We start from the raw sequence: 22,848 nt of genomic DNA, 5'->3' as shown, positions 1-22,848 counted from the left end.
ATTGTCCGTCTACTCGGTCAGTGCTCACTGACCGAAAGCTGAATATAAATGGCGGTAAGCATTGCGAAGACGAATGCTTGAATTCCGGCCACCAAGGTTTCCAAAAGAATAGTAAATAGCGACCCCGTAAAGGTCAGCGCTGCCGCTCCCTTGAGGAATCCATCAGCGAAAAAGAGCAAATAATGGGTTCCGAAGAAAGTCAGAGCCAACATCAAGTGTCCCGCCAACATGTTTGCCAAAAGACGAATAACTAGAGTTACTGGCCTGACAATAAAAGTCGAAAAAACTTCAATGGGCGTTAACAAAATGTAAACGGGTTTGGGCACCCCAGGGGGGAATAATTGGCTCTTGAAGAAGTGTAGGAAGCCCTGCTCTTTGATACCCGCACCGATAAATAGCAGGTAAGAGAAAAGGGCGAAGACAATCGGCGCACCGACAACCGAGGTACCGGCAATGTTTAAGAAGGGCAATACGCCAGTAATATTCATGGCAAAGATGCCCAAGAAAATTACGGTCAATGGCGGCGTGTAACGCTTTGCTAGCTTCGGTGATTCGATCACCGCACCCGCAATCTGAGTACGAACGAAATCAAGAACAATTTCTAAGGCTCCTTGGAAACGTCCAGGAACTTTTTTCGCTCTAGCAGCACCGATTGCGAAAATTACGCAAATTGCCACGACGGCGATCACGCGAACTAGCATGATGCGGTTCATCGCGAAAGGGGTACCCTCAAAAAACAAAATCTCAGGGTAGAAATCTTCGATGCTCGGTCGGGGTGGTACCTCACCTGAGGAGGTCGAAATCAGGGCGCTTAAAAGACCTAATGCCACAACGCTTCCCTTCCGAAGAACAGATTAAAAATCCTTACCGACAATATTCTACACAGCGAATTTAAAAAGGTCATTCTTTATCCGGAGTAGGGTTATCTGGATTACTAAAATGAGAAGCGATTCCCTGTAGATTAAGCTTCTTTAAGATCATTAACTGTGCTCCCAAGACCAAAATAATCCCTACGATCACGATGATCAGCGCCGGCTTTAGTCCTAGGCTGGGAAGTTTGATAGTTATCGCACCTAAAATCAGTACTAGCAACATTTTTGCCAGTAAAGTCCCCAACAGTACGGGGGCAAAATTACTAGGGATTTTTACGATCCAATACATTTGGAGATACAGCAGTAGGAATAGAAGTAGATTTACCGCCACACCGATACTAACCGCTAGCAGTGCACTACTACCCTTGAGATACACGATAGTTGCACCGACGAGGATTGAAACTAGCAATACCAGCGGAAAAACAACTTTACGAAGAGCCCGAAATAGTCCAGAGTTTTGTGCTACCAAATCAAGCGACATTTATTTTCCTCTCCCAGCTGTTTGCTTGCGTCTCCGATATCTAGGTACTCCCGCAGTGATGATTAACGCGAGGATGACTAGTGGTACCGCGAACACTAGCATCTGTCCCCAGTTCAAGATCACTAGAGAGGCCATTGAGAAAGCCACTACGGCTGACCATAGGTACATCACTAAGACTGAACGTTTATGGGAGTGCCCTAGGCGAAGTAGACGATGATGCAGGTGCAGTTGATCGGGATGAAACGGGCTCTTACCCTTTGAGACCCTTCGAATAACTGCCATGGTCATGTCCAGCAGGGGAATAAAAATCACCGCGAAGGGCAAGAATAAGGGCAGCAGCACAGAAACTTGACGCGTGGCATTTAAGCGAACTGGGTCGATTTGCCCCGAAACAATAACGGCTGCCGAGGCGACCACTAGTCCTAGCAGCATCGCTCCCGAATCTCCCATAAAGATCGTCGCCGGATTGAAATTGTGTAGTAAGAATCCGGCACAAATCCCCACGAGGGCGATGCATAGGAGCGAGGCTAACGAGGCATATGAGACTGACTGCATGACTCTGGTTAAGAAATAGCAGTAGGCAAAGAAAGCTAGTGAGCCAATTGCCAGCATCCCAGCTGCTAGACCGTCAAGGCCGTCCACAAAGTTAACTGCATTAATCGCTGCAACTACCAGCAAAATGGTGACGAAAGCAGATAGTCGTGAAGAACCGATCGTGACCCCAAAGACGGGGAATGAAATCATTTGGATTCCCTGCCATGACATGGCTCCGGCAATTAGTATCTGTCCGGCAAGTTTGGTATACCAGTCCAAATCCCAAACATCATCGATCATTCCCAAAAAACAAATCGCCACGGCTGCCCACACCACAGTCCACCCTTGGGAGGATAGGAAAATATCATCCAAGAACGGCATTCGGGAGGCCATTACCATCGCTCCGACAAAACCGAACATCATCGCTACCCCACCTAGCCGCGGGATCGGATGATCGTGGACGTCGCGGTCACGCACCGGAGTAAAAATATTAGTAGCCAGTGTCAACTGCCTGATGACCGGCGTGATCAGAGCTGTAAATGCCATTGCGATAAGCAGGATTAAAACATAAACCTTCATATAAGCCTGCTTTATCTACCTGCTACCTGAGTTCCAAGGCAATCGGATAATTCTGACGCGCCTACCCCACCTGCACGCAGGATAGTTGGAGTATCTTGGGTCAAATCCAAAATCGTTGAAGCGGTGCCACTACCTTCGGTGTCGTCTTCTAGGTAAAAGCTAACTTTTGAACCGAAATACTCTATCGCTTGGGCACAGGTCGTGGCTGGGGGCTTCCCGGTGAGATTGGCACTGGTTAAAGCCAGCGGACCGGTCTGTTGTAGAACAGACAAGAGCCCCTCATGCCCGGGGACTCTAATCGCGATGGTTCGATTATTAGTCGAGAGATCTAAGGTGAATCCTTCTGCGGTGGGTAGAATCAGGGTCAGCGCTCCGGGCCAGAAGGTTTCGGCTAGTGCCTCTAGGTCATATTTCACCGGAGCACAGAAAGCCTGCAGGTCAGTAAGTGAAGCTCCCACGACTGGGGGCGGCATCTGTCGGTCTCGGCCCTTGGCAGCTAATAGTTTTGTGATCGCGTCAGGATCGGTCGGTTTAACGCCGATCCCGTAGACGGTATCGGTAGGGACGACGATTAGCTGATATTCAGCTACGGCCTTTTTTAGCTCTTGCATCGCATCAGCTGCCAGAGGCATTGTCATCCGGTTTTTGGTATTCACAAGCTTATTTTCGCACAGGCAGCATTTTCTGTCCGCTTAGAGTCTTGGTGTGGCCGAACTAGATTTTAGCTACCAGGAAGCGGTCTCTAGCGTTTAGGTCCCGAATTGTTTGTGCTTCTTGATATCCTTGCTCTTTCGCACTGTTAACCAGAGCAACGCCCTGGGTATCGTCATGCTCCATGATCAAAACGCCTCGATCATTCAAAGCGTAACTCGCGGATGCCAGGATCCCTTGCGGAATCTTTAATCCATCATCCGAGCCTCCAAAAAGAGCTCTTGCTGGATCATAGTTAATAACTTCAGCGGGTAGCTGCCGTTGCTCAGGTATATATGGTGGATTGCAAACGACTAGATCGAATGAATGCTCTGCCACTATCCCGGCCAGTTGAAGAGCATCAGCTTTTAGGATTCGGGCGCTAGGAGCAAAGCGTCGTAGGTTGATCGCCGCCACTTGGTAGGCTGCCGAATCGATTTCGACCCCCACGTAGCTGATTTTGGCTTCTGGTTCTTCAGCAGCTAGTTCAGAGGCTAAGGCCGCTGTGATTGCACCTGAGCCTAGGCATAGTTCGAGGACGCGTATCGGACCGGATCCCTGCGCAAGTTTCTGATGAATCGCCTGCTTGGCTAGATCAACAAGCATTTCGGTTTCCGGCCTTACGATGAAGACCCCGGGTTTGTATTCCAAGGTTAGATAGCGGAAATACATTTCCCCGAAGATAGCTTGGAGCGGTACTCCGTCACTTCTTTTTTGACTGGCCGCCAAGATTCTAGCTACTGCTTGGTCATCTAGTTGCGAGGGGGCGGCGTATTGGTGTGGGTAACCTGAAAAATGCCGGAAAATCAGTTCGGCCTCGCGCGCGTAAGAGGTGATTCCAGCTTCAGCTAGCTGGTCTCTAACGCTCTTGATTATGACCGAGGTTGCTTTTGGCACGCTGCTGCTCGTTTGGCTATTGGTTTAGTTGGCGGCGTTTGCGAGTCGCTGCGCCTCGTCCATTTCGATTGCGGAGGCGATTACGGGGCCTAGGGCTCCGTCTAGAACCTGGTCTAGGTTGTAGGATTTGTAGCCGGTACGGTGATCCGAGATCCGATTTTCGGGGAAGTTGTAGGTCCGGATACGTTCCGAACGGTCTACCGTGCGCACCTGGGAGTGTCGCATATCGGCCGCTTCTGCTTCACGTTTGGCCTTGGCCTCTGCTAGGAGCCGAGACTGTAGGACGCGCATAGCGGCTTCTTTGTTTTGAAGCTGAGATTTTTCGTCCTGCATCGAAACGACGATGCCAGAGGGCAGGTGGGTAATACGGACAGCCGAGTCGGTCGTGTTAACGGATTGGCCTCCGGGACCCGAGGAACGGAAAACGTCGATTTTCAGGTCGTTTGGATCGATTACGACCTCGTCATCAGATTCGACTTCTGGCATGACGAGGACGCCCGCGGCGGATGTGTGGATTCGGCCCTGTGATTCGGTCACGGGCACGCGCTGTACTCGGTGGACGCCACCTTCGAACTTCAGCTGGGCCCACACACCTTCTTCTGGTGCCGGGTTTCCTTTAGCTTTAAAGGATACCTGCGCGTCTTTGATACCACCTAGGTCAGATTCGGTTAGGGAGAGTACCTGGACACTCCAACCCTTGGTTTCGGCATAACGGGTGTACATGCGCAACAGATCGCCGGCAAAGAGGGCCGATTCGTCACCGCCTTCCCCGGCTTTGATTTCCATGATGACGTCACGAGCATCGTCTGGGTCGGCTGGGGCTAGCACTTTTAAGAGGTTATTTAGGGCTTGGGATTTTTCAGCTTCAAGCCCTTCAATTTCTTGTGCGATTTCAGGATCATCATCGCCTAGTTCTTGAGCGGCAGCTAGGTCTCCTTCAGCCCGCTTGAAAGCGTTTGCGGCTTGTACGATTCGACCTAGTTCGGCGTAGCGACGTCCCAACTTGCGTGCTTTCCCCTGGTCTTCGTGGACGCTGGGGTCAGCGAGCTGTTTTTCGACCTCTGCATATTCTTCGAGCAGTGGGGTTAAAGCGGCTAGTTGGTCAGTCATGGAGATCCTTTAATAAAGATTATTAGTTTTAAGTTTTAGGTAGCCGAAAGCGCCGAGGGTTTCCCCTTCGGCGCTTTCGGTTTAAAAGACTACTTCTTGCGCTTGCCGTAGCGAGCTTCGAAGCGTGCGACACGACCACCGGTGTCCATGATCTTCTGCTTACCGGTGTAGAACGGGTGGCAAGCTGAGCAAACGTCTACGCGCATCTGACCGGAGGTCAGGGTAGAACGGGTATCGAATTCGTTACCACAGGTGCAGGTAACGTGAGTTTCGACGTACTCGGGATGGATATCCTTCTTCAAAACTAACTCCTTAAGGGATTCGAGGATACCGGGTCCACTCCAGATCCGGAGCGGTGAACCGGGAACAGTCCTCTATTATGCCCCAAGTAATCGGGATTTCGCTAGATGAACAGAAGTGAAAATACAGAAAGCGAGCATTTACACACTTGCGTCAGCTACTTCGTAAAACCAGCTAATACCGATTGTTCACCATTGTTTTGTTACTTTGCGCTGATTCTTCTTTAACTTTACTGTTCCAATGTTTACTAAAAACCAATAGACTATGGTCTGATGAGTATTTATTTATTGCTTAGAGTCCTGTTTTTCCTGTGGGTCCCGGGTTTAGCCTTGGCGGCTTCAATCCGAGTGCGTGGCAACCTCGTTTTGCTGCTTAGCCCGGCACTAAGCGTGGGTTTGATGTCTCTTTACGCGGTACTAAATACCTTTATCCCACTTCCCTATCCGCGGATAGAATTTTTCTTCTTCGTGGCCCTTCTTTGTGGATTCGGTTATTGGTTAAGTCGGGTCTTAACTTTGCCGATCATTCAACTGCCGGAACATGAACAGGGTGCTGACCGGGATTGGCTTCACAGTTTTATTGCTTGGCTAAGCGGTATCCTTGCGGGCACCGCGGGCATGTGGACCTTCCAACGTGCTCTGGGAGATGTCGATCTATCCCCCACTCTTTGGGATCTGCAATTCCATAATGGCCTTTTGCGCTTTATGGATCAGCACAATGCCATTTCCCCATTCTTTGTTACTTCTTTTGCTGGAGGCACTCCGATCCAAGCGGGTGCCATGTATCCAAATGCATTGCACTTAACGGCCTTCTTCGCCTACCAAGACAATCCCATGCCCGCACTGAATGCGGTAGCAATTATTTGCGTTGGGATGTTTGGTTTGGGAATGGCACTTTTAGCCTCCCTTATCTTCCAGAAGCACCTTTGGGCCGCTCCCCTTACCGGCTTCCTCTCACTTGATTTTATGGCCTTTAACGCTAAGGTCTTTGCCACCGGTGGCCGCTGGGCTTACGGTTTTGGTTTCTCCCTAACCCCTTGGCTTTTGATTGTTATTTGGGCACTTTGGCTTCATATCTCTGAACAGCAAAGGTTCGGGGCTTACCTACAGGCCATCATTATCTTCCTTGCCGCAGTTCTAGCAGGCTTCAACGGCCACGCTGGAGCTCTGTATCTGCTGGGAGCAATTACTATTCCGGCAGGACTCTATTTAGTCCTAGTTAACCGAAAAGATTCAGCTAAACGGAATCTAGCCCTGGTTAGCCTTGCGCTACAGCTCCTAACTACTTTCGGTTTACTTTTCTACGGTTTAGGTCACGTTGGTGCTATTAAGTACGGGAAGCTTTCTGAGTTCTCCGATGCCCTGCTCGAAGGCCTATCGGGTGGGGAAATGTCCCGTTGGTATCCAAGCACCGAAAAGATCGGCTCCTGGTCGCTTCTGATTATGGTGATTATGGCACTAATCGGTCTAGCCCTGTTCAAGGGACGTCGCTGGTGGCTTCTGGTCGAACTGAACGCATTAGGGCTCTACGTAGCCGCGGTCTACATTAGCGTTCCCTGGTACGTGCTAATCCATCCGCTCTATAATGACCGGACCCGTGTTGCCTGTCTTCTTTCATTAACAATGCCGCTCATTATTACTGCGGGTTGGAGCAACTGGGCCGAGAAGTTGGAACTACTAGTCCCCAACGTTAATGCTAAGCGAGTAGTCAGCATTGGTATTCCTGCCGCGCTCATTCTGGCGACCGTGCTACCTGGTGGTTTTGCGCGCTCTACTGAACGTTTTGAGATTTTGAATGCCGCTGCTCGGGTGCCCGGCCATGATCTGCTCACGGAACCTGAGGTTACCCTCATGCGTAGTTTTGCTAAGGATCACCCGGGTGGGATGCTTGGTCATCCTGCGACCGGCGCTCCGCTGTACTATGCAGTTACTGGCGAGCCGGCGTTCCCTCGCTATACCTCGATGAATGCCACTAAGGAAGAGCGTAAAGCTTTAACTAGTATTGATCAGGTCTTCTCGAATCCGGAAGTGTGCCAAATGGCTAATAAACTTGGTTGGAAGTATTTCTACTTTGATACTGAGCTTTACCGTTCGGGAAATATCGGCGATACGAAGAGCTATGAGGCTCTTGTAAATCTTGGGGAAGCACGCGATCACCTAGAACAAGTGGCTTCCTCTGGGACGGTAACCATTTACCGCCTACCTTGTTCAAACTAGCTCTCTGTCTTAGTCGCGCTCCACGCTAGGGTCGTATAGGGAAGCAGTATGGGTCCCTCCCCTAGTTCGAGATGTTCGCTAAGGTACCAAAGCAGATTTTCCTGCATTTTTCTTTGGTACTCCGAGCTACCTTTGAGATATGCGGAACGGGTACGACCCAGCGCAAGGACTTCTTGGGTTGAACAGCGTTGCGTCCAGTAGGATAGCTGCAGTTCTGGCTCAGAGAAGTATTCGCTTAACTGGGGTACTTGGGAGACGCGATGTACGTCCCCAGATCGCATGATTCGGCTGAGTCGATACACCCACGGGATGGAAACGTCTAACTGATTGAAGAGGATCCAAACCCTTGCCTCTGGTTTCAATAGCCGCACCAGCATGCTGCTGGTTACTTCGGGGTCTACCCAGTGCCAGGATTGGGCGAATACGGCCGCGTCGAAGCTTTCACCTTCTAGTTCACTGTCACCTAGTTGTTCTGCCGTTGTTTGAATCAGGGTGACCTGGTCGGACTCCCCAAAGTTACTATTAAAGGTTGCGCACATTGATGGAGAGGGCTCTACCGCCACTACTTCGCATCCGAGTTCCAGCAGTTGTCGGGTCATCTTGCCGGTACCTGCCCCCAACTCAAGGATTCGGGTGGGTTTATCGGAATCGGCTTTTAGATACGAGGCAGCCTGCACCAGTTCTTGAACCAGCTTGGGCGGGTAGGCCGGTCTAGTTGGTTCGTATTCTGGTGCAGGCTGTTCGTATGGGTTCGTGTTCAAACTGAAGCTTCCGCGTCAGTCAGCTACAGGAGTATTCTTTGCAATCATCATGAGGAATTCAGCGTTGGAGCTGGATTCCTTGAGCCTTGACAATACCAACTCGGCAGCTTCTTGGGTGTCCAATGCGCCCAAGACGCGACGTAGCTTCCAGAGAATCTGTAGTTCTTGCTGGTTGAAGAGGGCTTCTTCGCGGCGGGTACCCGAAGCGTTGATGTCCACGGCCGGGAAGATGCGACGGTCGGCAAGCTGGCGCGAGAGGCGTAGTTCCATGTTGCCGGTGCCCTTGAATTCTTCGAAGATGACTTCGTCCATCTTGGAACCGGTTTCGATTAGTGCGGTAGCTAGGATGGTTAGCGAACCGCCGCCCTCGATGTTACGAGCAGCACCGAAGAACTTCTTGGGCGGGTAGAGTGCAGAGGCATCGACACCACCAGAGAGGATACGCCCAGAAGCCGGAGCGGCTAGGTTGTAGGCGCGTCCTAGACGAGTGATGGAGTCCAGCAGGACGACCACGTCTTGGCCTAGTTCCACTAGGCGCTTGGCGCGTTCGATGGCTAGTTCTGCCACTAGGGTGTGGTCGGAAGCCGGACGATCGAAGGTCGAGGCAATGACTTCACCGCGGACGGTGCGCTGCATGTCAGTGACTTCTTCGGGGCGTTCGTCAACTAGGACCACCATGAGGTGGACTTCCGGGTTGTTAACAGCGATCGCGTTGGCGATCTGCTGCATGATGATGGTCTTACCGGCCTTGGGCGGTGAAACAATCAAACCACGCTGGCCCTTACCGATGGGAGCGATTAGATCGATTACGCGAGGAGTAATAGCCTTAGCGGTGGTTTCTAGGCGCAGCTGCTCCTGCGGGTAGAGCGGAACTAGTTTATTGAATTCAACTCGTTCAGCGGCCTGTTCGATGGTCATGCCGTTGATGGTATCTAGTCGAACTAGGGCATTGTATTTCTGACGAGGACGCTCTCCCTCGATAGGTGCGCGAACGGCACCTTGGATGGCATCGCCAGGACGTAGTCCGTGGCGGCGTACCATACCTAGGGTTACGTAGACATCATTGGGTCCGGGTAGGTAGCCGGAGGTGCGTACGAAGGCGTGATTGTCCTGAACATCCAAGATACCGGCAATGGGGACTAGGTCCTCAGCGTTGGCGTCATTATTGGAGTTAGGGGTTTCCTCGTCACGATTTCGGTTATTGCGACGGTTGTTCTTCTGGTTACGTCCACGGCGACGACGACCACCACGATCATCTTCGTCGTCCCGGTTGTTATTCTTTTCCGGAAGGGCGATTTCTTCTAGGTCTTCGACCTTGGCTTTCTTTTCTGCCTGGGGGCGCTCAGCTTCGCGTTCCTTCGGAGCTTCACCTAGTTCATCAAGCAGTGCGGCTTTGACATCTAGCGGTTCACCGGCGGGCGCGGTTGCTCGACGACGACCACGGCCACGAACGGGCTTTTCGCGATCGTTGCTGTGCTTGGCTTCAGCTTTTTCTGCCGGCTGCGCATCAGTCTTATCCTCTGAAGCTGTTAGTTCAGTGTCCTTAGCGGAGGTTTCTACCTCAGCCTTTTCTGACTTTCGACGGTTGTTCGATCGTTTTCCGTCATTGTTCTGTTTTGCCTGAGCTGTTTCTTTTTCAGCTTCTGGAGCTGGTTTTGCTGCCTCGCGACCGCCATTGGTTGCGTTGCGTGCTTCACGTACGAGTTTGATTAGATCTTGTCGGCGGGTTTTGGGGGGAACGTCAAGTCCCATTTCTTGGGCCAATGCCTGAAGATCAGCCAGGCGAAGAGTTGACAGAGGGCCACTCTTTAGAGTCTGTTCTGAGTCTTTCACTAGATTCCTTAGTGTTTAGGGATCCCCAATTTATGGGGTCAATTTGAATGCCAGATCCTGAAGGGAATTGCGTTGTAAATGAAGAAGTCTTCAATCACAGAAATTCAGCGGATTCAGGTCGACTTTGATACGTCCGAAGACTGTAAAGCAAAATCTACCAGTATTTTGTCTTTCTGTCATCCCAAATTGTGGTCAGATATCCACATGAGCTTAAGAATATTAGCTACTTAACACTGATTAGCTTAAGCCCTTGCCCAGAGAGGCTACAGTAACGAGTCTGCCATCCGGCTGCTTCCGCTGCTGCTATGGTGTCTCCCCCAACTCGTCCAGGAACGACAATATTCTGAGTAAAACCAGCTAGGCTGGGTGCGTATCCCTGCTCTTTTAGCCAAGTCAGCATCGCGGCAGCTCCAGGAGAAATTTGATCTATTAGAGCAATAATTTCCGCATGTTCGGCAGCCCAGAGTGAAGCCGGAAGGTCCTGTTCGGTCTTTAGAAAGGCGCTAGCCAGCGCACTGCGCCGTTGCAGATCAGCTAAAGCACTAATCGAATAGTTCTGATGCGCTAGTAGCATATGCATTTGCGACGCGGGTAAAACAAACTCAGGGTGGAAGATGGTTACCCCGAACTGTCGATTGGTCTCAAGCTTGGTGACGCCAGATTTGGAGTCAGTTACTTCCGATGATCCAAGTAGCTGTTTATCCCCTAGTTCTGTAACGCTTAACCAGATACCACCCTCAAGGGCGGCAAATACGGCCGGCATGGATGGCACTTGGGACGATAATGCTTGCTCACAAAACTCGTTAGAGAATAGTTCCGAAGGTGAGGTCAGAGCGCGCAGGATACCAATTGCCACCGCTGCTGAGTTAGTTTCAACGGCCCCGGTGATAGACATGGCGAGGGGTGCTCGGAAGGTGATTTTGAAACCAACTTCTGGCCCTCCCTGCGCTTCTAGGAGCAGGCGAAGGTAGCGCAATACGGGATGCTCAGTGCCTAGATCTTCGTGGTTTCCTAGCGTGTCTTTGAGCCGGACTTCGCTATCTCCCAAAACAGCTTGAGCGCGAATAGTATCCCGAAAGTCCAAAGCTATTGCCAGTTGGGTGGCTGGTTCTGGGAGTGCCCCTAAGGATCCGAATCCAGGGATTACCGTAGGCAGATTAAAGGACGCAAAATCGTGTGCAAAGCGTAGCGACATTTTCCGGACCCTCTTTTCCTCAGTGAATCAGTTTTGAGATTGTTCTCCACTTATCCATGAGTGTACGCGGATAGTTTGTCGGTTTATCCCCACGACTTGGGCGGGTTGCGAATATGGTTGACCAGCAGGATCAGTTTTTTGCGCTAGACGAGCAGGCACTAGGACACCTGCCGATTCATTATTGACCTTTGCGATACCCATGGTACTTTGTGCCAGTACTTGGGTGGATACTGCGTTATAGATGCTAGGTATCGTTAGGTCGAGTTGTTGACAGATAATCCGGACGGTCTCAGCCAGTTTTAGGCTGATTTCATTGGCACTTAGCGGTTGTGGATCGCTTCCCGTGAGGCGCGCTTTGGATTCGTATCCGGTTAGGATTACAAAATCCGAGGTCGCTCCGGCTTCCCGTACCTGTTTCAAGCCTCTTAGTAGGCTCAAGATCCCATCAGGGAGCGTGCTTACATCGCTAAGCGACTGATGTTCAGAACTTGCCACTCCGTTGATCTGGGCTTTGGAATGAGCGGCTAGCGACTGAATCGTCGTAGCAGAAACTTGTTGAATATCAATTAGGAGGTTATTGATTGAGCTTCTAAAAGCTCCCTCAGGTTCTGCCAGCAGCACTTCGGGTAGTTCTTGGGCCAGATTCTCGCTAGCTATTACTAGATCCAATCCCGAAAGCGAGTGAGAGTCTAGTAGGTCGCTAAGTTCCTTAAGCAGGTTTGCGCTTGCGGATTCCGCTGCCGAGGAGAGCACTAGGAGGATCGATTCTCCGTTGATCCCCCACTGCGCAAGTTCGCGTAGTTGCTGAAGGCTATTAGCCCGCAGGTGGATTCCGCTTCCTACTATTTGTTTTGCTAGCTCAGCGGAGAGACCGGCACTTACGTCGTAGAAAACTGTTGCCCCGGACATGCCATAGCCATCCCAGCAGGCTTCACTGAGTGCAGAGCGCCAGACGAATAGTCTTGAGATTAGATCTACCTCATCAAGGATTACTGCTTGGTCACCGAACTGTGATTGGATCTCCGCTAGGGATAGGCCGTCAAGTTTTAGCTCACGATCACTATCCCTAGTCAGATTCCAAGGCCAAAACTCCGGGGTTTCCCCGGGTTCTGGGGTGTTAGCGTGGGTTGTGGCGCTAGGGTCAGCGCTCAGTGGAATGAACGCCGTGGTCATTACATGCGTTCGGGTGCGCTAACACCCAGCAGATTCAAACCATTGGAGAGTACCTGGGCTACTGCCTGGTTTAGGTATAGTCGTGCGGCGTGCACCGGTTCTACGCTTTCGCCGGCACGCGGAGTAACCCGGGAGTTTCCGTACCAAGCGTGGTAGGCGGCAGCTAGGGATTCTAGGTAGCGAGCAACGCGGTGCTGTTCACGTAGCGTGGCGGCCTGGGCGACGATTTCGGGGAACTGCGCTAGCGTCCCTAGGAGTTCGGTATCAGCTGCCGAGTCAAGCTGCGCGGGGTCGAATTCGCTCTCGAGGGTGATTCCCGCTTCCGCTGCATTGCGCGCTACGGAACATGTGCGAGCGTGCGCATACTGCACGTAGTAAACCGGGTTCTCATTTGAGGCTGATGCTAGTAGATCTAGATCAATGTCGATCATTGAATCCATTGAAGAACGAGCTAGGGCGTAGCGAGCTGCGTCAACCCCTACTGCATCCACTAGGTCTTCTAGGGTGACGATCGTGCCGGCACGCTTTGACATGCGTAGCGGCTTGCCGTTCTTTTGTAGGTTTACCAGCTGGCCAATGATGATCTGCAGGTTCTTGCCCGGCTCATCACCGAAGGCGGCACACATGGCGTACATGCGACCAATGTAACCGTGGTGGTCAGCACCGAGAAGGTAGATTGCGGCATCTGCGCCGCGTTCGCGCTTGTTTAGGTAGTAGGCGATGTCGCCACTGAAGTATGCGGCTTGACCGTCGGACTTAATAATCACGCGGTCTTTGTCATCGCCAAGTTCGCTGGACTTAAGCCAAATAGCGCCGTCTTTGTCGTAGACCATGCCACGTTCGCGGAGTCGTTCGATGGCCCGGTCAACATCACCTGATTTGTGCAGAGTGTCTTCGTGGAAGTAAACATCGAATTCGACTTTAAAGTCATGCAGTTCAGACTTGATCTCGTCAAACATTAGCTGCACGCCCACGGACCGGAATACTTCGAGCGCCTTTTCGTCTTCTAGCTCGGAGGGGTTGGGACGTCCAGCGGCGGTCTCAATAGAGATGACCTCTTGGGCGATATCGTCAATGTACTGACCGCCGTAGCCGTCCTCAGGGACCTCTAGGCCACGCGCGCGAGCCAGCAAAGACTTAGCGAAACGGTCGATCTGAGCCCCGTGATCATTGAAATAGTATTCACGGGTTACCTCTGCCCCCTGAGAGGTCAGGATTCGCGCTAGGGAGTCTCCAACCGCAGCCCAACGAGCATGCCCCAAATGGACTGGACCGGTTGGGTTAGCCGAAACATACTCGAGGTTAATCTTTTCCCCGGCCATGGTCTTGGAGGTGCCGTATTCGCTTCCGGCAGCCAGAATGGTGCGGGCTAACTCGCCTGCCGAGGCGGCGGAAAGGCGGATATTAATGAATCCCGGCCCAGCGACCTCGGTCGAGTCAATACCTTCCTGCTGAGCTAATTTTTCAGTAATAAGCTCCGCGAAAGCACGCGGATTCAGACCCGCTTTCTTTCCCAGCTGTAGAGCAACGTTGGTCGCCCAGTCACCGTGCTCGCGAACGCGCGGACGTTCAACCTTCACCGGCTGCGGCAGGTCCTCAATGCTTAGGTTAACTTCATCAAGCTCTGTGAGCTCTTCTAGGATATGAAAAATTACTTCAGATAATTCAAAAGGCGTCATGAACCAAGATTAACCGTTTAGGTAAACATCGTGCATGTTTTAGCGATAATCGATTAGACCACGTTTAAAATCTGGTGATATACTGTGCAGGTTGCCCCGATAGCTCAGTGGATAGAGCGTTCGCCTCCGGAGCGAAAGGTCGCAGGTTCGAATCCTGTTCGGGGCACTTTTAGTACCCCCAATCAGCTATTTACACTCATCCGCATTCAGTTATCGGCACTTACTTTTTCAACGTTTAACCTAGCTTCTCCAGGATAGCCAAAACGGTTCAGAACCATCACGAAACCTTAGGCAGGGATCCATATTGGTCAGCGAATCCTATTGCTGTTGAGTTAGGTAGTGATAGGCGCGTCGGGGGAAGTCGGAAATCACTCCATCACCACTATGATTGCGAATCGCCTTACCGACTTTTTCAAGTTGCTCGGAGGAGTTGACCGTCCACACCTGCATCGACAAGCCTAAAGCCTCGGCATTCTTTGCCACTCGCGAAGTCGTAACGGGGAAGATCCCGTGGAAGACATCAGGCACCTGGGCGGCCACGGCGGCCACGGTAGACTTCCCTAAAACCTTCTGACGCAACTTAAGCGGATCGATCCCTAAGGGATGTTTGGTGGCATAGGACCAAGCCAATAGTTTTACCACCTCGGGTGCGGAAAGCGAGGTTGCTACCTCTCCCCCGGTTAGCTTACGCATTTGCTGCATTCGGCGATGACTAAAGGTAGCCAGACAAACTCGCTTTTCGGCCTTAGCCGCAAGAATCGTGTTAATTAGCGGCTCGACTGCCTGCGGCGACTTGGCATCAAGATTGAAAACCATATCGGGAAACTCTTCTAATACCTCATCAAGCCGCATTGGATGAGAGCCATCTTTTAAAGTTATGGCTTTGGCGTCTTTCCATGACATGGTGATAAGAGGACGAATTTCGTCACTGACCCTAATAAAAGAAGGATCGTGTAAAACTACTGGAACTCCGTCGCTGGTTACGCGGATATCGGTTTCAATGGCACTGATGGGCTTTGCCAGTGCGGCTTTAAAAGCAGTTAGGGAGTTTTCGACCTTATTCTCTCCCGGTCCGCCACGATGAGCGAACACCAATGGGTCAGATGAGGTGGCCCAGTTAGCGGGAAGTACGGGTTTGGCAGCAGGCGACTCTAGCACTGCTTCATGGCCTCACGTTCGTCAAGGAAAATGGCCTTACTAGACTTCATCCAAGACATGGGCTCAGTGGCCGAATGGTTATCGGCATCGTTACCACGGTGTACTTCGAAGTGTAGGTGCGGGCCGGTGGAGTTACCGGTCGATCCTAACAGACCAACTTGGTCGCCGGCGGATACTTCCTGACCTACTCGTAGATTGGAAGAGCCGCTAATCATGTGACCGTAGACCGTGGTGATATTGCGGGACGGGTGGTAGATCTCAGCAGAGTATCCTAGGCCTGAATCCCAAGAGACTCGCTTGACCACGCCGTCGGCAACCGAGTGAATCGGCGTGCCAGCAGCGCCGGCCATGTCCACGCCAGCATGTAGTCGGTAGATACCCAGAACCGGGTTAACGCGCATCCCGTAACCCGAAGCAATTCGGTAGGTGCCGCGGCTTAACGGCCAGAAGAGGAAGTCATCCTTCGCCTCAGTGGCATCAGGCTTAACCAGTGCCGTGCGAGTACCGTTGGCAGAGGCCGCAACCTTCAGGCAGCGTTCGTTATCTTGCAGTTGTTCACGGACCGCGGCGCGGGCGGCAGCGGCCGGCTTGGAACGGAGTGCGGTAGCTTCCGCGGCATCGATCTTAGACTCAATGGTATCGGCCCAGGCCGGGGTAGATACGGGAGCAGCATTAGCCTGTGAACCACCGGGGGTCACCATTCCGGAAACGGGAACAATCACCGTGGCGGCGGCTAGGGCAACTAGTAGGCTTCCTCGAATAGAACGAGTCCAAGAAGACTCTGCCGGAAGCTCACGATTTTCCGTAGCGTGCACGGGGGTACCCAAAACTTCACCACTCTGTCGACGGGCTGCGCGACTACGAGTGGGGAATTCGGTGGTGCTGGTGGAGAGTTCAGAGCGCTCCGACGGGCCACCAAACTGACGCTTTTGGGTATGATCCTGCGCTTGCTGTGCCTGTCGGTAGGCACGTCGAGAAGGAATGGCTGAGTTATTCTCAGATCCGTAAGTTGACACTAATTACTCCTGCAAAATACGTTAATCAGGCTAATCATATACCTTAGCGAGTTCAAAGACCACCAATTTATAAAAAATCGATAACTCTTGTCTAGATACGTTCCTCACGTAACTTAGCTACGCTCCTCACGTTGCATCGTATCGCGGACGTCACCCACCAGTTCCTCAATAATATCTTCGAGGAAGAGCACCCCAATTTGTTCCGTTCCGTCCATCACGACGGCGACGTGAGTGGCACTCTTTTGCATAATCGAAAGCGCATCATCAACTTCGATATCTTTAGAGACCGTAGCCAATGAGCGCATCCGCCACGCGGGTACCGGCTGGGTGCGTAGTTCTTTCCCCTCAGCTAAGGAAGCGTAAAGCACGTCCTTAACGTGAAGGTAACCTACGAGGGAGGAATCGTCCTCGTCCTCAATCAGGAAGCGAGAGAAACCGGTCCGTGCCACCGCTCGATCAATCTCTTCCGGGGTCACGGTCTCCGGGACGGTCACCAATTCAGCAAGCGGTACCATTGCTTCCCCGGCAGTTTCCGAAGAAAACTCGATCGTCCCTGAAAGCAAACCAACCTCATCTTCCAGAACGCCTTCTGCCCGGGAAATCTCAACGATAGAGGCAACTTCTTCCAAGGTGAATGCCGCACCAACTTCAGATTTTGGCTCAACTCCGCAACGTCGCAGAATCCAGTTCGCGAAGCGATCTAGGAAACGCACGATGGGGCCAAAAACTCGTTCTACCGCTACCAGTGCCGGGCCAAGAATCAAGATGGACTTTTCCGGTAGTGAAACCGAAATATTCTTGGGCACCATTTCGCCAAAAACGACGTGCAAGAAGACCACTAGCAGCAAAGCAAAAATGAAACCAACTGCGTGAGCAGAATAGTCCGGCATTCCCAGTTTTATTAGCGGGTCATGGACTAGATGCGCAATCGCTGGCTCTGCCACCATACCTAGACCGGTAGAACATAACGTCACGCCCAACTGCGCGGTAGCCAACATGACTGAGAGATGCTCTAGGGCCCAAAGCGCCCAGGTGGCCCCGCGCCGCCCCTCGTCCTTTAGCGGCTCAATCTGAGCTCGACGAGCGGACATTACCGCGAACTCGGCGCCCACGAAAAAGGCGTTACCCAGCAGCAATAAAACCGTGATAATCAGTGCAACTTGAGTACTCATTCACTGTCCTCCACGGGAATTGGAGTCAGTCGAATCGAATCTACGCGACGTCCGTCCATACGGCGAACTAGAAGCTTAGCGCCCCCAACTTCAACGCGGTCACCGGCTTTAGGAATCCGTCCCAGTTCGTTCATAATTAAACCGCCGAGGGTTTCATACGGGCCATCATCTGGCAGCATTACGCCGGTAAGCTCTCCTAGTTCATCTGGACGCATCAAGCCCGGAATGATCCATTCATCCCCTAGGCGTCGAGTACCGGTAGCCACGCGCTTATCGTGTTCATCCGCTACTTCCCCAACGATCTCTTCAACAATATCCTCTAGCGTCAGCAAACCTGAAGTGCCGCCATATTCATCAACCACAATAGCCATCTGGAAACCACTCTCACGTAGTTCTACAAGGAGTGGGGCCAAGGATGCCGTTTCCGGCACTCGATGCGCTTCAGTCATCAAAGAGGAAGAAGCTACCGAAACTTCAGCGCGCTTCTCATAGGGAACTGCAACCGCGCGACGCAAGTACACAATCCCTTGAATATCGTCCGTATCGTCACCAATCACCGGGAAGCGTGAATGACCGGTTTTAGCAGCCAGTTCAATCACTTCATCCGCCATCTGATCTACGTGCAGGTAGTGCATCGAAGAACGGTGCGTCATCACGTCCTGAGCCGTTAGATCGCCAAGGGCCACCGACTTCGTAAAGATCGTCGCGGTCATGGGGTCAAGCACGCCCTCATCCGCTGAGTGCCGAACCAAAGAAGCGAGTTCAGGAGCTGAACGGGCAGAAGAAATCTCTTCCGTTGGGGTGATCCCAAAACGCTTTAAGACCCAGTTAGCAGTGCCGTTAAGAACCGCAATGACCGGAGCGAAAATCCTCGTAAAAAGCATTTGCGGGCCAGCTACCCGTCGAGCCGTCTTAAGCGGATCAGAAAGGGCGAAGTTCTTAGGTAGCAGTTCGCCGCCCAACATGGAAAAGGCGTTAACTAAGATCGCCGCAATAATCACGGCAATCGTGGTAGCAATCGTAATCGCCAACCCAAAACGCACACCTAGGGCGGTAAGTAATCTACCCAAGGCGGACTGCGTAGTGTAACCCAACAGAATTGTTGTCAGGGTAATTCCCACCTGTGCGCCTGAAAGCTGGGTTGAAAGAGAACGAAGCGCACGTAAAACGCCCTTAGCACCCTCGTCCCCTTCATTAACGCGCCGCTCAACCATAGCGGGGTCGAGGGCTACTAAAGAAAACTCAGCGGCCACGAATAAAGCTGTCCCCAGGGTCAAAATCACGCCAAGGAACAGGTAGAAAATTTCAAGCCACATGCGTGGAAGGGCACCTCCCGCAGGCGCTAAAAGAAACGCAATGGTGATAGTCATTCATGATGTAGGTAGTTTAGCTATTTTTTTGGCTCTCAGCACCTCCCGTAGATGGAAGCTCGGGCCCGCTAGCCGCAGTGATGTTGAGATTGCCTAACTTTAAGACGCAATCGACGCAGAATTCGCTATTCGTATTGAGATAAAAGCCACCATCGCCTAATCTTTACTCAAAGCTCAAACACGAATAAATGTGAGGTTCAAACGTGAGCGCAGAGCACAATGACCCAACGACGGGTCTAGATTCATCCGCGAATAATTTCTTCCCATCTCAACAAGCTCATTACGCACCCCCAGCACCGCCCAGCGGCGGTTCGCACCTGCAGGACGCTTCCCGCTCAGACCTGCCTCCGCTACCCAATGTGTATATGGAGCCGCCTACCTCTCCCTATGCGGCACAGCAGGCTCAAAAGCGCGCCGTCATGGGGCAGCCTCAAGCTGAAGAACAAACTCGTCTCAAGGGCGTGGCAGCAGCAATTGCCCGAAATATGGACGCCTCGCTTTCAGTACCGACCGCCACTTCTGCACGCACAGTGCCAGTCCGCATCCTGATTGAAAACCGGAAACTAATTAACGATCACCTCCAGCGGACCACCGGCGGCAAGGTTTCATTTACCCACCTGATTGGCTACGCGCTGGTCGAAGCACTTACCGAAGCCCCCGAGCTTAACGTCAAGTACGAACTAGAAGACGGGAAGCCTATCCTGCACCGCCTCCCCCACGTCAGTCTGGGTCTAGCCGTTGACGTGCCGACCAAACAGGGCCGAACCCTGATGGTGCCGGTCATTAAGAATGCTGACGAAATGACGTTCCAGGAATTCTGGACCGCGAATAATGAGCTAATCGACCGGGCACGTAACGGTAAACTTACCGCCACCGACATGGTCGGGGCCTCAGTTACCCTTACCAACCCGGGAACTGTTGGCACCCTCCATTCCGTGCCGCGTCTGATGCAGGGTCAGTCCATCATTGTTGGCGTGGGCAGCATGGACTTCCCCGCCGAATGGGCTGGTGCTTCAAAGAAGCAACGCGCCCTGGCTGGTATCGGCAAGGTCATGACCATGACTTCCACCTATGATCACCGAGTGATTCAGGGTGCTGCATCTGGCCTCTTGCTGGGACGTATCCAAAAGAAGCTAACGGGTGAAGATGGCTTCTTTGATCGCGTATTCGAAGCCCTGAAGATCCCGATCGAGCCCTTGGAATGGTCCGAGGACCACGACTGGGATGAACAGGATGAACTGGGTAAGAGCTCGCGTGTCACGGAAATGATCCACGCCTACCGCTCGCGCGGCCACTTGGCCGCCGACACTGACCCGCTCCACTATCGTGGACGTCGTCACCCCGACTTGAACCTAGCCCATTATGGTCTTTCAATCTGGGACCTAGACCGACTCTTCCCCACCGGGGGCTTAGCCGGAACCACGCGACTGCCCTTGCGTGAGATCCTTGACCTCTTGCGGGACACCTACTGTCGTACCGTGGGCATCGAGTACATGCATATCCAAGACCCGGTCCAGCGACTTTGGATGCAGCAGCACATCGAACTGCCCTACACCAAGGTTTCCCCAGAACATCAACGTCGGATCCTACGCACACTGGGACAGGCAGAAGCTTTCGAGACCTTCCTCCAGACTAAGTACATGGGTCAAAAGCGCTTCTCCTTGGAGGGTGGCGAGACCCTGATTCCGATCTTGGAGAATGTGCTTTACCATTCTGCCCATGCGGGCCTGCATGAGGTTGCCATTGGGATGGCCCACCGTGGCCGTTTGAATGTGCTTTCCAATATCTGCGGTAAGAGCTACGGCCAGATTTTCTCTGAGTTTGAAGGAAATCCCGGCAACTCCCTCTACGCGGGTTCCGGTGACGTCAAGTATCACCTAGGCACAGAGGGCACCTACACCTCTGATGACGGTGCCAGCACCAAGGTTTACCTAGCCGCTAACCCCTCTCACCTGGAAGCTGCTGACGGCGTCCTAGAGGGTATTGTCCGAGCCAAGCTGGACCGTCTAGGTAGTGACAATCAGGTGCTGCCGATCTTGATTCACGGCGATGCCGCCTTCATTGGCCAGGGCGTAGTTTATGAGACGCTCAATATGAGCCAACTTGCGGCCTATCGAACCGGTGGCACCATGCATGTGATTGTCAACAACCAGATTGGCTTCACAACCGGACCTACCGGTGCCCGTTCAACAAACTACTGCACCGACCTTGCCAAGGGTCTGCAGGTACCGATCTTCCACGTGAACGCTGACGATCCTGAAACTGCTGTGCGCGTCGCTCAACTGGCTTTTGAGTACCGTCAAGAGTTCAAGAAGGACGTCATCATCGACTTGGTGTGCTACCGACGTCGCGGCCACAACGAAGCAGACGATCCGTCCATGACTCAGCCAATCATGTACGCACAAATCAACGCCTTGCCTTCTACCCGTGAGGTCTACACGAACAACCTAGTTGGTCGTGGTGATATTACTCAGGAAGAAGCCGATCAGGCACTAGACGAGTTCCGGGCCGAACTGGACCGGATTCTCAATGAGACCCGAGCCCAGCAGGCGGCCCTTTCCGCCAGCGCCCAAAATGCTACCGATCAGGTTCGGGGTCTTGATCTACCTCAGTCTCAGCAGGACGACGAAGCCCCAGAGCACTGGAAGAGCGCCGTGGATGCTCATCTACTAGCCCGTATTGGTGAAGCCCAAACCAATGTTCCCGAAGGCTTTAACGTCCATCCGAAACTCTGGCAGCTGCAAGAAAAGCGGCACAAGATGGCCCTTGAAGGTCCCGTCGACTGGGGCTTTGGTGAACTTCTGGCCTTTGGTTCTTTGCTCCTCGAAGGCGTACCGGTCCGGATGAGCGGTGAAGATTGCCGACGAGGCACGTTCGTACAGCGTCACGCCACGCTTCACGATACGAAGACCGGCTACGAATGGACCCCCTTGCAGAACCTCTCTGAGGGGCAGGCTCCCCTAGCTCTCTACGACTCCTCACTTTCGGAATATGCCCCCATGGCCTTCGAATACGGGTATTCCGTAGAGCGTCCCGACGCCTTGGTCCTATGGGAAGCCCAGTTCGGTGACTTTGCGAATGGTGCCCAAACCGTCTTGGACGAATTCATTTCTTCGGCCGAACAAAAGTGGGGCCAACGTTCATCAGTGGTTCTGCTACTACCGCACGGTTTCGAGGGGCAGGGTCCGGACCATTCGTCCGCTCGAATTGAACGCTATCTGCAGCTTTGCGCTCAAGATAATATGCGTGTCGCGCAGCCGTCCACCCCGGCGAACCACTTCCATCTCTTGCGCGAACAGGCTTACCGTCGCCCACGCAAGCCGCTGATTGTCTTCAGCCCGAAGCAGTTGCTGCGCCTAGCCGCGGCCGTCTCTCCGATTGAAGACTTCACTTCTGGTTCTTTCCAGCCGGTCCTAGACGAAGTAAACACGCTAGTGACGGATCAGCGTGAGCAGGTGGATCGAGTACTTCTGTGCTCCGGCCGCTTGGCATACGATCTATTCAAGGAACGCGACCGCCTTGGCGATCATAAGACCGCGATCGTCCGACTTGAGCAGCTCTACCCGCTTCCGGAAGCAGAATTGGCTCAGGTTTTGGCTAAGTATCCGAATGCCGAGTTGGTCTGGGTCCAAGACGAACCGCGGAACCAGGGCCCTTGGTTCCACCTCGCGATGAACCTATCCCCGGAGACCTTGGGGAATCGTCAGCTACGTTTGGTATCGCGCCCCGAAGCCGCCGCCACCAGTGCCGGCACGATGCGTCTACACCAGGCGCAGGCTGCTGAACTTATCCAAGCTGCCTTCAGACGCTAA

The 22,848-nt window shown here is 52.7% G+C and carries 18 protein-coding genes and 1 tRNA gene; 3 read left to right on the top strand and 16 right to left on the bottom strand.

Annotation, left to right across the window (positions count from 1 at the left end; translation table 11 throughout):
* Positions 1 to 17: 17 nt before the first annotated feature.
* The 7 genes from atpB to rpmE all read right to left on the bottom strand — a co-directional run bounded on the left by atpB (position 18) and on the right by rpmE (position 5,465).
* Positions 18 to 830, bottom strand: coding sequence for a F0F1 ATP synthase subunit A (gene atpB, locus BSR28_RS07870; protein ID WP_073709481.1), 813 nt, complete (start codon positions 828 to 830; stop codon positions 18 to 20).
* Between the two features lie 70 nt (positions 831 to 900).
* A complete protein-coding gene (locus BSR28_RS07865; protein ID WP_073709482.1) occupies positions 901 to 1,353 on the bottom strand; it encodes a hypothetical protein in 453 nt (150 codons plus the stop codon).
* Positions 1,354 to 2,433 (bottom strand): MraY family glycosyltransferase, encoded by a 1,080-nt coding sequence (locus BSR28_RS07860; RefSeq protein WP_233120637.1) that lies wholly within the window; start codon positions 2,431 to 2,433, stop codon positions 1,354 to 1,356.
* Positions 2,434 to 2,477: 44 nt separating this feature from the next.
* Positions 2,478 to 3,122, bottom strand: a complete 645-nt coding sequence (locus BSR28_RS07855) for an L-threonylcarbamoyladenylate synthase (protein ID WP_073709484.1) — start codon at positions 3,120 to 3,122, stop codon at positions 2,478 to 2,480.
* Positions 3,123 to 3,180: 58 nt separating this feature from the next.
* The gene (locus BSR28_RS07850; protein ID WP_083563225.1) at positions 3,181 to 4,053 is read right to left on the bottom strand and encodes a N5-glutamine methyltransferase family protein; all 873 of its coding nucleotides are present in this window, start codon (positions 4,051 to 4,053) and stop codon (positions 3,181 to 3,183) included.
* A gap of 24 nt (positions 4,054 to 4,077) precedes the next feature.
* Positions 4,078 to 5,163, bottom strand: a complete 1,086-nt coding sequence (prfA, locus tag BSR28_RS07845; protein WP_073709486.1) for a peptide chain release factor 1 — start codon at positions 5,161 to 5,163, stop codon at positions 4,078 to 4,080.
* A gap of 89 nt (positions 5,164 to 5,252) precedes the next feature.
* Positions 5,253 to 5,465: a 50S ribosomal protein L31 gene (gene rpmE, locus BSR28_RS07840; RefSeq protein ID WP_073709487.1), complete on the bottom strand. Its 213-nt coding sequence runs from the start codon at positions 5,463 to 5,465 to the stop codon at positions 5,253 to 5,255.
* 270 nt (positions 5,466 to 5,735) lie between these two features.
* Here rpmE and BSR28_RS07835 point away from each other — a divergent pair, with 270 nt between their 5' ends.
* The gene (locus BSR28_RS07835; protein WP_073713865.1) at positions 5,736 to 7,679 is read left to right on the top strand and encodes a DUF6541 family protein; all 1,944 of its coding nucleotides are present in this window, start codon (positions 5,736 to 5,738) and stop codon (positions 7,677 to 7,679) included.
* Here the strand turns inward: BSR28_RS07835 and BSR28_RS07830 are convergent.
* From BSR28_RS07830 to argS, 5 genes are all read right to left on the bottom strand, one after another.
* On the bottom strand, positions 7,676 to 8,440 hold the full coding sequence (locus BSR28_RS07830) for a class I SAM-dependent methyltransferase (protein ID WP_073713864.1): 765 nt from the start codon (positions 8,438 to 8,440) through the stop codon (positions 7,676 to 7,678). The genes BSR28_RS07835 and BSR28_RS07830 overlap by 4 nt on opposite strands.
* A 15-nt stretch (positions 8,441 to 8,455) precedes the next feature.
* Positions 8,456 to 10,273, bottom strand: a complete 1,818-nt coding sequence (rho, locus tag BSR28_RS07825) for a transcription termination factor Rho (protein ID WP_073713863.1) — start codon at positions 10,271 to 10,273, stop codon at positions 8,456 to 8,458.
* Between the two features lie 223 nt (positions 10,274 to 10,496).
* Entirely contained in the window at positions 10,497 to 11,468 is a 972-nt protein-coding gene (locus BSR28_RS07820; protein WP_073713862.1) for a hypothetical protein, read from the bottom strand.
* A gap of 27 nt (positions 11,469 to 11,495) precedes the next feature.
* Complete coding sequence (locus BSR28_RS07815; protein ID WP_073713861.1) at positions 11,496 to 12,641, bottom strand: hypothetical protein; 1,146 nt, start codon at positions 12,639 to 12,641, stop codon at positions 11,496 to 11,498.
* Entirely contained in the window at positions 12,641 to 14,320 is a 1,680-nt protein-coding gene (argS, locus tag BSR28_RS07810) for an arginine--tRNA ligase (protein WP_073713860.1), read from the bottom strand. The genes BSR28_RS07815 and argS overlap by 1 nt, the downstream gene beginning before the upstream one ends.
* Positions 14,321 to 14,413: 93 nt before the next feature.
* On the opposite strand from argS, the gene BSR28_RS07805 reads away from it, so the two are divergent.
* Positions 14,414 to 14,486: transfer RNA gene (locus tag BSR28_RS07805), tRNA-Arg, on the top strand.
* 152 nt (positions 14,487 to 14,638) lie between these two features.
* Here the strand turns inward: BSR28_RS07805 and BSR28_RS07800 are convergent.
* From BSR28_RS07800 to BSR28_RS07785, 4 genes are all read right to left on the bottom strand, one after another.
* Positions 14,639 to 15,478 (bottom strand): glycerophosphodiester phosphodiesterase family protein, encoded by an 840-nt coding sequence (locus BSR28_RS07800; protein ID WP_073713859.1) that lies wholly within the window; start codon positions 15,476 to 15,478, stop codon positions 14,639 to 14,641.
* On the bottom strand, positions 15,472 to 16,494 hold the full coding sequence (locus BSR28_RS07795) for a M23 family metallopeptidase (protein WP_073709495.1): 1,023 nt from the start codon (positions 16,492 to 16,494) through the stop codon (positions 15,472 to 15,474). The genes BSR28_RS07800 and BSR28_RS07795 overlap by 7 nt, the downstream gene beginning before the upstream one ends.
* A 113-nt stretch (positions 16,495 to 16,607) precedes the next feature.
* Positions 16,608 to 17,666, bottom strand: coding sequence for a hemolysin family protein (locus tag BSR28_RS07790; RefSeq protein ID WP_073709496.1), 1,059 nt, complete (start codon positions 17,664 to 17,666; stop codon positions 16,608 to 16,610).
* Positions 17,663 to 18,982, bottom strand: coding sequence for a hemolysin family protein (locus BSR28_RS07785; RefSeq protein WP_073709497.1), 1,320 nt, complete (start codon positions 18,980 to 18,982; stop codon positions 17,663 to 17,665). The genes BSR28_RS07790 and BSR28_RS07785 overlap by 4 nt, the downstream gene beginning before the upstream one ends.
* A 257-nt stretch (positions 18,983 to 19,239) precedes the next feature.
* Between BSR28_RS07785 and BSR28_RS07780 the strand changes: the two genes are divergently transcribed.
* Positions 19,240 to 22,848, top strand: coding sequence for a multifunctional oxoglutarate decarboxylase/oxoglutarate dehydrogenase thiamine pyrophosphate-binding subunit/dihydrolipoyllysine-residue succinyltransferase subunit (locus BSR28_RS07780; protein ID WP_233120636.1), 3,609 nt, complete (start codon positions 19,240 to 19,242; stop codon positions 22,846 to 22,848).

Source organism: Boudabousia liubingyangii (assembly GCF_001907245.1).
In the GTDB taxonomy this organism is placed as follows: domain Bacteria; phylum Actinomycetota; class Actinomycetes; order Actinomycetales; family Actinomycetaceae; genus Boudabousia; species Boudabousia liubingyangii.
Note: the sequence above shows the minus strand (reverse complement) of the source record. Positions and strands in the feature narration are given on the sequence as shown.

Coding starts and splice junctions, on each gene's coding strand:
- argS (WP_073713860.1), bottom strand. CDS start 14,320: ATGACGCCTTTTGAATTATCTGAAGTAATTTTTCATATCCTAGAAGAG.
- BSR28_RS07820 (WP_073713862.1), bottom strand. CDS start 11,468: ATGTCGCTACGCTTTGCACACGATTTTGCGTCCTTTAATCTGCCTACG.
- BSR28_RS07785 (WP_073709497.1), bottom strand. CDS start 18,982: ATGTGGCTTGAAATTTTCTACCTGTTCCTTGGCGTGATTTTGACCCTG.
- BSR28_RS07835 (WP_073713865.1), top strand. CDS start 5,736: ATGAGTATTTATTTATTGCTTAGAGTCCTGTTTTTCCTGTGGGTCCCG.
- prfA (WP_073709486.1), bottom strand. CDS start 5,163: ATGACTGACCAACTAGCCGCTTTAACCCCACTGCTCGAAGAATATGCA.
- BSR28_RS07865 (WP_073709482.1), bottom strand. CDS start 1,353: ATGTCGCTTGATTTGGTAGCACAAAACTCTGGACTATTTCGGGCTCTT.
- BSR28_RS07860 (WP_233120637.1), bottom strand. CDS start 2,433: ATGGCATTTACAGCTCTGATCACGCCGGTCATCAGGCAGTTGACACTG.
- BSR28_RS07790 (WP_073709496.1), bottom strand. CDS start 17,666: ATGAGTACTCAAGTTGCACTGATTATCACGGTTTTATTGCTGCTGGGT.
- BSR28_RS07815 (WP_073713861.1), bottom strand. CDS start 12,641: ATGACCACGGCGTTCATTCCACTGAGCGCTGACCCTAGCGCCACAACC.